General features: G+C 31.7%; 12 protein-coding genes. All 12 read right to left on the reverse strand.

Annotated features, from left to right (window positions below; translation table 11 throughout):
* Positions 1-25 precede the first annotated feature (25 nt).
* Positions 26-457 carry a dUTP diphosphatase gene (gene dut / locus PEPCATONIAE_RS00820; RefSeq protein ID WP_138158925.1) on the reverse strand — a complete coding sequence of 144 codons (432 nt, stop codon included), beginning with the start codon at positions 455-457 and terminating at the stop codon, positions 26-28.
* Positions 458-556: 99 nt separating this feature from the next.
* Positions 557-2,668: a polyribonucleotide nucleotidyltransferase gene (locus PEPCATONIAE_RS00825; protein ID WP_138158927.1), complete on the reverse strand. Its 2,112-nt coding sequence runs from the start codon at positions 2,666-2,668 to the stop codon at positions 557-559.
* A 46-nt stretch (positions 2,669-2,714) separates the two neighbouring features.
* Complete coding sequence (gene rpsO / locus PEPCATONIAE_RS00830; RefSeq protein WP_138158928.1) at positions 2,715-2,981, reverse strand: 30S ribosomal protein S15; 267 nt, start codon at positions 2,979-2,981, stop codon at positions 2,715-2,717.
* A gap of 121 nt (positions 2,982-3,102) precedes the next feature.
* Entirely contained in the window at positions 3,103-4,017 is a 915-nt protein-coding gene (locus PEPCATONIAE_RS00835) for a bifunctional riboflavin kinase/FAD synthetase (RefSeq protein WP_138158930.1), read from the reverse strand.
* A 4-nt stretch (positions 4,018-4,021) separates the two neighbouring features.
* The gene (truB, locus tag PEPCATONIAE_RS00840) at positions 4,022-4,927 is read right to left on the reverse strand and encodes a tRNA pseudouridine(55) synthase TruB (RefSeq protein WP_138158932.1); all 906 of its coding nucleotides are present in this window, start codon (positions 4,925-4,927) and stop codon (positions 4,022-4,024) included.
* Positions 4,887-5,864: a DHH family phosphoesterase gene (locus PEPCATONIAE_RS00845; RefSeq protein WP_138158934.1), complete on the reverse strand. Its 978-nt coding sequence runs from the start codon at positions 5,862-5,864 to the stop codon at positions 4,887-4,889. The genes truB and PEPCATONIAE_RS00845 overlap by 41 nt, the downstream gene beginning before the upstream one ends.
* Positions 5,854-6,204 carry a 30S ribosome-binding factor RbfA gene (rbfA, locus tag PEPCATONIAE_RS00850; protein ID WP_138158936.1) on the reverse strand — a complete coding sequence of 117 codons (351 nt, stop codon included), beginning with the start codon at positions 6,202-6,204 and terminating at the stop codon, positions 5,854-5,856. The genes PEPCATONIAE_RS00845 and rbfA overlap by 11 nt, the downstream gene beginning before the upstream one ends.
* Before the next feature lie 8 nt (positions 6,205-6,212).
* Positions 6,213-8,492 (reverse strand): translation initiation factor IF-2, encoded by a 2,280-nt coding sequence (gene infB / locus PEPCATONIAE_RS00855; RefSeq protein ID WP_138158938.1) that lies wholly within the window; start codon positions 8,490-8,492, stop codon positions 6,213-6,215.
* A 25-nt stretch (positions 8,493-8,517) separates the two neighbouring features.
* Positions 8,518-8,787 (reverse strand): RNase P modulator RnpM, encoded by a 270-nt coding sequence (gene rnpM / locus PEPCATONIAE_RS00860; RefSeq protein ID WP_138158940.1) that lies wholly within the window; start codon positions 8,785-8,787, stop codon positions 8,518-8,520.
* Between the two features lie 17 nt (positions 8,788-8,804).
* Entirely contained in the window at positions 8,805-10,049 is a 1,245-nt protein-coding gene (nusA, locus tag PEPCATONIAE_RS00865) for a transcription termination factor NusA (protein ID WP_138158942.1), read from the reverse strand.
* Positions 10,050-10,062: 13 nt separating this feature from the next.
* A complete protein-coding gene (locus PEPCATONIAE_RS00870; protein ID WP_138158944.1) occupies positions 10,063-10,524 on the reverse strand; it encodes a ribosome maturation factor RimP in 462 nt (153 codons plus the stop codon).
* 111 nt (positions 10,525-10,635) lie between these two features.
* The gene (locus PEPCATONIAE_RS00875; RefSeq protein WP_138158946.1) at positions 10,636-12,015 is read right to left on the reverse strand and encodes an NAD(P)/FAD-dependent oxidoreductase; all 1,380 of its coding nucleotides are present in this window, start codon (positions 12,013-12,015) and stop codon (positions 10,636-10,638) included.
* Positions 12,016-12,094: the final 79 nt, after the last annotated feature.

Consider the following 12,094-nt stretch of genomic DNA (forward strand, 5'->3'; position numbering starts at 1 on the left):
TATCGAGTCTTATATTAGGGTAAAATTACTTACCGGTATGTCCAAATCCGCCAGCGGATCTTTGAGTTTCTTCAAGCTTTTCAGAAATTTCAAAATCCACTCTTTCATACTTAATAAAAACCATTTGTGCAATTCTGTCTCCATTGTTTATAGTTACACTATCTTTACCTAGATTTATAAGTATTACTTTTATCTCTCCCCTATAATCAGAATCAATGGTACCTATTCCATTAGCAAGACAAAGTCCACTTTTTAAAGCGAGACCGGATCTAGCTCTTATTTGTGCTTCATAGCCTTTTTCTATTTCCAAGAAAAGTCCTGTTGGAACAAGATATCTTTCCATAGGTTTTATAGTAATAGGTTCATTTAAGTTTGCTTTTAAATCAACACCGGCAGAGCCTGAGGTTTCGTACTTTGGTAATTCATTTTTACTATTATTAATAACTTTAACTTTCATAAATCTCCTCTTATATTTTTATATAATCTTTAGTATAAGTATATAACATGAGCTAAAATAAAAACAGGATACGTAGTATCCTGAATTAATTATTTTGTTTTATTTATCTTCCAAATTTTTATCTTCTTTAGTCTCTTTTTCTATTAAGGCCTTTCTAGAAAGAGAAATTTTTGAATTTTCATCAATGTCTATTACTTTCACCTTAACTACATCTCCAAGCTTTAACACATCTTCTACTTTGTTAGTTCTTTCGTGAGCTATTTCAGATATATGAAGCAAACCTTCAACACCTTTTTTAATTTCCATAAAGGCGCCAAATTTCATAATTTTCTTAACTTTTGCATCATATATATCTCCAATTTCAACTTCTTTGACTATGGCTTCTATAATATCTATTGCCTTTTGAGCTCTATCGGAATCTTCTGAAATTACAGATACAGTGCCATCGTCATCTATGTCAATTTTAACTCCGGTCTGTTCAATAATTTTATTAATTGTTTTTCCTCCAGCCCCTATAATTTCTCCAATTTTTTCAGGTGCAACATTAATTATATGAATTATAGGTGCATATTTTGATAGATTAGGACGAGGCTCGGAAATTGTTGTATTTAGATGATCAAGTATTTCAATTCTTGCTTTTCTAGCTTTTTCAAGAGCTTCTGTTAAAACCTCTTTACTTATACCCTCAACCTTAATATCCATTTGAATAGCAGTTATGCCTTCTCTAGTTCCTGCAACTTTAAAATCCATATCTCCGAAATGATCTTCAAGCCCTTGTATATCGGTTAATATTTTAACCGTACCTTCTTTTTCTATAAGGCCCATTGCAATACCCGCAACAGGTGCTTTAATAGGAACACCTGCGTCCATTAGTGCCAAGGTTGATCCGCAAATAGAAGCCTGTGATGAAGATCCATTTGATGATAGAACCTCTGAAACAACCCTAATAGCATAAGGGAAGTCAGCCTCTGAAGGTATAACAGGTAACAATGCTCTTTCAGCTAAAGCACCGTGTCCTATTTCTCTTCTTCCAGGTCCTCTTACAGGTTTTGTGTCACCTACTGAAAAAGGCGGAAAATTATAATGGTGGATATATCTCTTGGGCTTATCGTCTCCAAGTCCGTCTATTACTTGCACATCTGAGAGACCTGCAAGAGTAACAACTGAAAGAACTTGAGTCTGTCCTCTTGTAAATAGTCCAGAACCGTGGGTTCTTGGAAGAAGTGATGTTTCTGATGATAAGGGTCTAATTTCATCTAAAGCTCTTCCATCAGGCCTTATGTTATCTTCAAGTATTTCTCTTCTAACTTCTTCAATTTCAATTGATTCCAAGGTTTCTTCTATGTCTTTTCCAAATTCTTCAGAAAATTCTTTAAAGTATTCTCTTATATTTTCCTTTACTTTTTCTGTGTTTTCAATTCTTGAAATTTTATTAGGATCGTTAATAGCTTCTATTAACATATCTTTTCCGTATTCTCTAACTTTTAATGAAATTTCTTCATCTGCTTTAAATACCTTGTATTCAGTTTTTTCCTTGCCTATTTCATTTGTAATTTCATTAATAAAATGACAGATCTTTTTAATTTCTTCGTGACCTGCAAGAATTGCATTTAACATTTCTTCTTCAGTAACTATATCAGATCCTGCTTCAACCATCATTATAGCTGTTTCAGTCCCTGATACTACAAGGTTTATTCTTGAAACTTCTCGATCTTTTTCGGTAGGGTTTATTATATATTTTCCATCAACATAACCCACTTGAACAGATCCAGTTGGACCATCAAAGGGTATGTCTGAAATTGATAGCGCAATTGATGAACCAATCATACCTAATATATCAGGTTGTGCATCTTGATCTACAGAAAGGACTGTTACTATAATTTGCACATCATTTCTATAGCCCTCTGGAAATAAGGGTCTAATGGGCCTATCAATAAGCCTTGATGATAAAATTGCCTTTTCGCTGGGCTTTCCCTCTCTTTTTATAAATCCGCCGGGCATTTTACCAACTGAATACATTTTTTCTTCAAATTCAACACTTAAAGGGAAAAAATCTATTCCTTCTCTAGGGGTGTTTGAAGCTACAGCTGTTACAAGTACAACAGTTTCCCCATATTGAAGTAGGCATTCGCCGTTTGCTTGCTCTGCGACTTTTCCGATGGTGACTTTTAAAGGTCTTCCGGCAAGATCTAACTCAAAAACTTTTTGCATTCTATCCTCCTTTAAAAAACAAAGAGCGGCGAACCGCTCTTTTAGATTAACCTCTTATGTTTAGCTTTTCTATCAATGAACGATATCTTTCAATATCTTTATTTCTTAAATATCTCAACAGATTTCTTCTCTTACCAACCATTTTCAAAAGTCCTCTTCTTGAATGGTGGTCTTTTTTGTGAGTTTTAAGGTGTTCATTTAACTCATTGATTCTTGTAGTTAATATTGCAATTTGAACTTCGGGAGATCCTGTGTCCTTTTCATTAACTTTAAATTCATCAATTATTTCTTTTTTCTTTTCAACGTTTAACATTAATTTCCTCCTAGATTTATAAAATTCACCTACATACAAGTATACGCCGAGGAACGATATACATATATGAGGTACTTAGCTTATACTATCATAATTAAATACTATTGTAAATAAATTTAATCTATTTTCTACTTGCAATCAAGTCTATATCTGATTTTATTTGTTTGAATAGATCATCTATATTATCAAAGGTAATTTCAGGTCTTATGAAATCAATAAGCTCCAACTCAACCTTTTCTCCATAAATGTCTTTATTGAAATTTAATATATGTGCCTCTATTCTTATACCGCTATTTTCTATAGTAGGATTTTTACCAATATTAGTTGCCGCCTTGTAAGTTCTTTTATTAATAATGATATTAGAGTCATATACTCCAAATTTTGGTATTATATATGGAGTAAAAAACTTTAAATTTGCAGTAGGAAATCCCATTTTTGACCCAAGCTTTTTACCATGAATAACCTCACAATCCATGGAATAACTATATCCCAAAAGGCCATTAGCTTCTTTGATCTTTCCTTCACTTATGAGATTTCTAATTCTGGTAGATGAAACTACGTGTTCATCAATAGCAACTTTATCTACTACAGATAGATCTAAAGCATTCTTACAAGCAAAGCTTTTTAATAGTTCAGTATCACCTTGTGCTTTATAACCGAATCTATAATCATATCCAACAACTATTCCTTTAATTTTAAGGTTATTTACTAAAAAGTTTTCTATAAAGTCATTAGGTTTAATCTTCATAACATCTTTAGTGAATTCCATTTCATATATAAGATCCACACCAAGATTTTCTAAAAGTTCATATTTTTTTCTATTAGATGTTAATACTTTCTGGTTCATATTATTAATAGTATTTTTTGTATGAGTTTTAAAGATTAATATTGAACTTTTCAAACCATTTTTCTTAGCCATATTTAGGAGCCTGTCAAGAAGAACTCTATGTGCCCGGTGAACCCCATCAAAATTTCCTAAGGCAATTACCGTTTCTTCTTTTGAAAGGTAGTCTTTATCTATACTTATTATTTCCAATATTCTATTCACCTTTTAACATTTTTTTCATTTTGAAGCCTGTAAATTCTTCATTACTATAATAATTAGCAATGCCTATAAACTTGTTTTTACAATATAATTTTACAAGTTCATTATCTCTAAAATCGGCTTCAGCTTTAAAAGCAACTCCATTGATTATCTTATCATAAAAAAAACTTGGGATACTATAGGACTTAAAATTAGCCAAAGCTTCATCTGTGGAAATTATTTTTTCTTTAATTTCATCAAGACTAAGTTTATCCAAGTCCTCTAAATTTAAAGATTCCTCTATAGCAAATCTTCCTGATCTTGTCCTCACAAGGCCTTCTAAAGTTGCTAAAGAATTTAAACTATAGGCAATATCTCTTACAAGACTTCTTATATAAGTCCCTGAAGAACAGTCTATAATTAATCTATAAGATTTATCAGAAAGTTTTTTTTCGATCTCTATGGATTTAATTTCTATTTTTCTTTCCTTTAACTCTACTGTTTTTCCCATTCTTGCAAGTTCATATAGTTTTCTTCCATTATATTTAATTGCGGAATACATTGGTGGAACCTGGTTAGTTTTTCCAAGAAAACTTTTAAGACACTTCTCTAAACTTTCTTCGTCGGGAATATAATTGTTTCTTTTAATTATTTCACCTGTTTTATCTAAAGTATCGGTTTCATACCCAAAAGATAAGTCTGCAATATAAGTTTTACTATTGGACATAAGGTACTCTGAAATTTTTGTAGCTTTACCTATGCACATAACAAGCACGCCTGTAGCCATAGGATCTAAAGTTCCTGCGTGGCCAACTTTTTTAATATTTAGTTTCCTTCTTAAAAAATTAACTACATCATGGGATGTCAAATCTTGAGCTTTATTAATTATCAGTATTCCGTTTATATAATTCTTCTTTTGCATATTTAATAATTTCTTCTTTCCTGTCTTTAAAGGGAAGATTCATAGTTGCTCCTGCGGCTCTTACGTGCCCGCCTCCCCCAAACTTAGATGCTATATTTATGGCATTTATGTAGGATTTAGTCCTAAGGCTTAATTTTATTGAATCCTTTTTTATTTTCATAAATATAGCAATTTCAACTCCCTCAATATCCCTTACAAATTCGACAATTCCTTCTGCATCAGATTTTTTCGCTTTAGATTTTTCTATCATATAATCATCTATATATACAATGGCAATTTTATTGTCGGCAAAAAATTCTATTGTGTCCATAGCTGATATTAAAAGATTTGTTTTTTCTAAAGATCTTCTTTGATAAAGATTAACCGCTATTTCATTTATGTTGACTCCATACTCCATAAGCTTTGCAGCAGCATAAAAGGTTTCAGGTCTGGTAGAGTCATATTTAAAGCTGCCTGTATCACTGGAAATCGCGGCATATAAAGGTGTAGCAATTTCTTTATTAAGATCATATCCAATTTCAGTAAAAATATTAAATAAAAGTTCACCGGTAGCCGGAGATTTTTTATCAACTATATTGACATCTGCAAATTCTGTATTGGTAATATGATGGTCTATATTAATAGTAATTTTTGCAGAATTAAATAAGTTAATAGCATCTTTGCCTATTCTATCTAGGTCCGCACAATCAAGAGTTATAAATAAATCTACACCTTTATCTAAATCGGTAGATTTAATGGATTCATTAATACCGGGCAAAAATTTTAAAAAATCAGGAACAGTGTCATCAATAATAAGGTAGACATCCTTTTTCAATGATTTAAGAAGATTATAAAATCCCAGTAATGATCCTATATTATCTCCATCAGGATTTAAATGGGATATTAAGGATATAGTTTGCGCTTTTTCAATGGACTCCTTTAAGAGGTTAATTTTCATTTTTTACCTCTTTAATTAATTTTTCAATTTCAAAGGATATATCCAGGCTATTATCATATATGAAGATCAACTCAGGCATAGCTCTCAGTTTTACCTCTTTAGCAAGCTCTTTCTTTATAAAACCTTTAGCGCTTTCTAAAGCCTTTTGAGTTTCTTCTTTTTTTGTATCATCGCCTAGGACTGAATAATATATTTTTGCATATGATAAATCGTTTGTTACATCAGCTCTTGATACACTTGTAATTTCTGGAATTCTCGGGTCTTTGAGTTTAAATTTAATGATATCTGAAACTGCTCGTCTCACCTCTTCAGATATTTGTCCAACTCTTTTTTTATTCATAAATTCACCTAGCCTTTTTTAACTTCTTTCAAAATATAACTTTCTAAAAGATCTCCTTCTTTTATATCATTAAAGTTATTAATTCCAAGGCCTCCCTCAAATCCGGTTGCAAGCTCCTTAGCATCATCCTTAAACCTTTTTAGTGATGCAATCTCACCTTCGTGAATTACAATATCATCTCTAAGAACTTTTATCATTGAATTTCTAGGAATTTTTCCACTAAGCACATAAACTCCGGCAACAATTGTGTTTCCTGGAAGTTTAAAAGTTTGCCTTACTTCGCATCTTCCTTGAATTTCTTCAACTATATCTGGTTCAAGCATGCCTGTTACAGCTGATTTAATATCGTTAATAATGTCATATATTACTCTATAGGTTCTAATGTCTACTTCTTCAGTTTTAGCAAGTTCTATGGCATTAATATTAGGCCTTACATTAAATCCAATTACAATAGCATTTGATGCTGATGCAAGGGATATATCTGATTCATTTATGCCTCCAACACCACTGTGAATTATATTAATTTTAACTTCTTCATTGGATAATTTCATAAGAGATTGGTTAAGTGCCTCAACTGACCCTTTAACGTCACCTTTTACTATTATATTCAATTCTTTCATTTCGCCTTCTTTTATTCTATCAAATAAATTTTCCAGCGAAACTTTACTTCCAACTTTGATCTTTGTTTCACGTAGGTGTTCTTGATTTTTCTCAGCTATAATTCTTGCAAGCTTTTCATCTTTTACAGCATATATAGTATCTCCGGCGTTTGGAACTTCTGAAAGTCCAAGTATTACCGCAGGCATTGACGGACCTACCTTCCTTATAGGTTTATTTTTATCATCTGTCATAGCTCTTATGCGACCGCTTGAAATTCCTGATACTACATAATCTCCAAATTTTAAGGTTCCTTTTTGTATAAGTACTGTAGCCATTGGACCCTTTCCACTATCAAGCTTTGCATCTACAACAGTTCCTACAGCAGTTCTGTTGGGGTTTGCTTTAAGTTCAAGCATTTCTGCAACAAGTAAAATCATATCTAAAAGCTCATCAATACCTTCTTTAGTTTTTGCAGAAACTCCAACCATAATTGTATCTCCGCCCCACTCTTCAGGCATTAGTCCATTTTCAAGAAGTTCTTGTTTTACTCTTTCTATATTGCTGCCTACTTTATCTATTTTATTTATGGCAACTATTATAGGAACTCCGGCAGACTTAGCGTGAGATATTGCTTCTATAGTTTGAGGCATTACGCCGTCATCTGCTGCAACTACTAAAATAGCTATATCTGTAATTAAAGCCCCTCTTAGCCTCATTGATGTAAAAGCCTCATGTCCCGGAGTGTCTAAAAATGTTACTTTTTTATTATTAACTGACACTGTATAGGCACCTATATGTTGAGTGATTCCACCTGCTTCTGAACTTTGAACGTGAGATTTTTTAATAGCATCTAACAATGATGTTTTACCGTGATCAACGTGTCCCATTACTGTTACAACAGGAGGTCTATATTTTAAGTCTCTTTCTCTATCTTCAAAATCCAAGTCATATTGTTCTTCTAAAGGTATTTCTTCAAGATTTTCAACCTTTATTTCTTTCCCGAAATCATCGGCTATTAATATGCAAGTATCTTCATCAATATCTTGATTTTGATTAGCCATGATTCCAAGCCCTATTAATTTAGTTATAACTTGTGCCACTGGAGTATTTAATTTTTTAGCGAATTCCTTTACTGTAATTGGTAAATTAATAGTTACTATAGTATCATCTCCTGTTTTTGTCTCTGCTTTATTGTCTTTTTTGTGATTTTTACTTCTTTTTTTTGCAGGCTTTTTTGTTAAATCTCTCTTAAAGCTTCGATTTTCTTTATCTTCTAGGGCTCTATCATTAGTTTTTTTCTTATGAAATTTTTGCTTATTTGGTTTATTTTCTATATTAGTAATATCAGTTTCGCTTTCGTAATTATTATGTTTGTTATTTTTGGTTTTGGCATCTTTATTTTTATTGAAATTCTTTATATTTTTTTTATTTTCAGAAGCTTGTTTATCTCTAACTTTTGAAACTTTGTTATTGCTTTGGGATTTATTTGTTTTTAAGGTTTGTTTTTTTGTATTATCCTTATTAGCTTCAACTTTTGTATATAAGGCCCTAACTCTATCAATATCAGTACCTTCAACATTAGACATGTGATTTTTAACTTCTATATTTAATTCTTTTAGCTTTAAAATAAGCTCCTTGCTGCTTATCCCAAGCTCTTTTGCCAGTGCATGTACTCTAATTTTTAACATTAGAACACCTCCTTGAAATAAGGTGCTATTTTTGTTTTATAGATTTTCTTAACTCTTCATAAGTTTCATCATTAATCTCCATTTCAAATGATCTGTTAAAAGCTTTTGACTTAATAGCTTTTTCCAAACATTCTTTATCAAAACATATATAGGCACCTCTGCCATTTTTCTTACCTGTAGTATCTAGAAAAATTTCATTTTCCTTGTTTTTTACCACTCTTATTAAATCTTTTTTCGGTTTGCTTTCACCGCACCCCAGACATTTTCTCATGGGTATCTTCCTAATTTTTGCCATGATACACTCCACGCTTATTATTTGACTTCATTTAAATTTTCAATATTTTCTTCAATATTTGTATCACAAGGTAGAATTTCATCTTTATCTGCCGTTTCCTCTTGGGCGCATTCACTTGTTTCTCTATCTAAATCAACTTCAATTTCCTTTTCTTCTGTATTTAACATACTTTTAAAGGAATTCTCCAACTCTTCTTCTGTAATGTTTTGCTCTTCAAGATATTTTTGAAACTGTTCAACAGATTTTATATCTATTTTCCAATTAGTTAACTTTGCCGCAAGTCTTGCATTTTGCCCTTCTTTTCCTATAGCTAGAGATAATTGGTAATCTGGAACTATTACAAGAGCTGATTTTTCCTTTTCATTTACAAATACTTTTTCAACTTTAGAGGGACTAAGTGAATTTGCAATAAATACCTCAATAGGTTTTTCATATATTACTATATCGATTTTTTCATCATGTAATTCGTCTACTATAGCTTTTACTCTTGATCCCTTATATCCAACACAAGCTCCAAGTGGATCAACCTCTTCATCTCTTGAAAAGACCGCAATTTTAGTCCTTGATCCAGCTTCTCTTGCTATAGAATAGATTTCTACAATTCCTTCAGCTATTTCAGGAACTTCCAGTTCAAAAAGTCTTTTTACCAAATTCGGATGAGATCTGGATAAAATAACCTGAGGGCCCTTAGTTGTTTTTTTAACTTGTATAAGTAAAAGTTTAAGTCTGTCCCCTTGTTTATATTCTTCTGTTTTTATTTGTTCAGCTGGTGGAAGTACAGCTTCAGTTTCTCCTAAATCAAAGTAAACTGATCCGTAGGAAATTCTTTGTACTTGCCCTGTTATAATTTCATTTTCTCTATCAGAATAATCATTGTATATAACTTCCCTTTCAGCATCCTTTATTCTTTGAATTACAACTTGTTTTGCTGTTTGAGCAGCTATTCTTCCAAAGTTCGCAGGCTTTAATTTTTCGGTATAAATATCATCTACTTCAATCTTAGGATCTAATTTTCTAACCAAAGATAAAGGAATTTCAAGCTTATCGTCCTCAAGATCCTCATCATTAACTACTTTTTTCATTGAGTAAAGGCTGATATTTCCATTTGTTCTGTCTATATCTATTTTAACATTTTGTGATGTCCCGAAATTTTTCTTATAGCTTGAAATTAATGCTGACTCCAAAGCATCAAAAACAACTTCTTTAGGTATACCTTTAACTTTCTCAAGTTCCTCAAGTGCCCCTATAAGTTCTTCATTCATTTATATTCCTCCATTAAAATTTAATAGTTTGTTTAGTAAGGGAAATAGATTTAATGGGTATTTGGATTTCATTTCCATTTTCATCTTTTAAGGTTAAGCTATCCTTGTCGTAGCTAAACAATTCACCGACAAAGGATTTTTTACCATTTATAGGTGCAAATAGTTTAACTTCAACCTCTTTATTTAAATTTCTTCTAAAGTCATCTTGAGTCTTTAATGGTCTATCAAGCCCAGGTGATGACACCTCCAGATAATAAGATTTTTTTATATCCAAGCTATCTATATCATCCTCTACCTTTCGACTAAATTCAGTACAGTCATCAAGGCTGATTCCATCCTTCGAATAAATATAAATTGAGATAAGAGAGTGTTTACTTCCATCTTTAAACTCTACGTCTACAAGCTCATAACCTAGGTCTTCAGCAGCTTTTGAAGCTATTTCTTTTACCTCGTTGATTAATACACTTCTTTCCAAATTGCACCTCCTTAAAAAAACAAGAGTGGGAAAACCCACTCTACAACCGACTTAATTAATATTACTCGTATATTATATCATATTCTAAGCATAAATCAATACTTATATCCTTTAGAAGAGGCTGGTTAGATATCTTGCTACGTAAACACCACTTGCTGAAGCCTGTGAAAGAGAATGAGTCACTCCGCCTCCATCTCCTACTACGAATAGTCCCTTTTTATCAGTTTGAAAATTACTATCTACCTTAACCTTAGAATTATAAAATTTAACTTCTACCCCATATAGTAGAGTATCTTCATTTGCAGTTCCCGGAGCTATTTTGTCCAGTGCATAAATCATTTCTATAATTGAATCCATTTGTCTCTTAGGTATTACTAAGGATAAATCCCCGGGAGTAGCTTTTAAAGTGGGCCTTGTAAAACATTTTTTCATTCTTCTATCACTAGATCTTCTTCCCTTTATTAAATCCCCGAATCTTTGCAAGATAATACCACCACCAAGCATATTTGAAAGTTTAGCGACAGATTCCCCATATTCATTTGAATCCTTAAAAGGTTCTGTGAAACAATTAGTTACCAGAAGAGCAAAATTTGTATTTTCGCTTTGAAGTTTTTTGTCTGAATAAGAATGACCATTTACTGTGATAATTCCATTTGTATTCTCAGAAACTACCTGTCCGTAAGGATTCATGCAGAAAGTTCTAATAAGATCATTATATAGTTTGGTTTGATAAACTATCTTACTTTCATAAACAACATCGGTTATATGTTTAAATACTTCCGCAGGAAGTTCAACTCTTACTCCAATATCTACCTGATTAGATTCAAGCTTTATATTAAACTTATTACAAATCTCAGACATCCATTTTGAGCCAGATCTTCCGGAGCACAAAATAACTTTATCACACTTATAATTTTCATTTGAAGTAACTACTTCGTATTTATTTTCATCCTCAAAATAATTAATATCGGTGCAAAAAGTATTAAATTGCATTTCTATATTTTCTTTAGAGAAATCATACATTTTCTTTAAAATTTTCATATTTCGATCGGTTCCGAAATGTCTTACCTTGGCGTCAAGCAAATGAAGATCATGTCTTAAAGCTGTTGTTTTAAGATTAGAATTTGAAGTTGTATAGAGCTTTGAATTACCACCGTCAAACTCACATAAAACCTCATCCACATATTCCATAAGCTCTATTGCTTTATCTTTTCCCAAATAAGCATGCAAATCTCCACCAAAGCTATTTGTAATATTATATTTTCCATCTGATAATGTGCCAGCTCCACCATATCCATTCATTATGTTGCATGGATTACAATTTATACACTTGTCCACTTTACCAATCTTAATGGGACAAATTCTTTTTTCAAGAGGATTGCCTTTATCAATCATAAGTATCTTTAAGTTTGATTTTAATTTTGTAAATTCATAAGATGCAAAAACTCCACTTGCTCCTGCTCCAATAATTATTATATTGTAATCTTTCATATAATACTCCTTAATATATAGATCATAATAAGTTCATTTTATACCATATACAATCTATTTAAAATAGTATAAAAAAAGC

The organism is Peptoniphilus catoniae, from assembly GCF_901447155.2.
Taxonomy (GTDB): domain Bacteria; phylum Bacillota; class Clostridia; order Tissierellales; family Peptoniphilaceae; genus Peptoniphilus_E; species Peptoniphilus_E catoniae.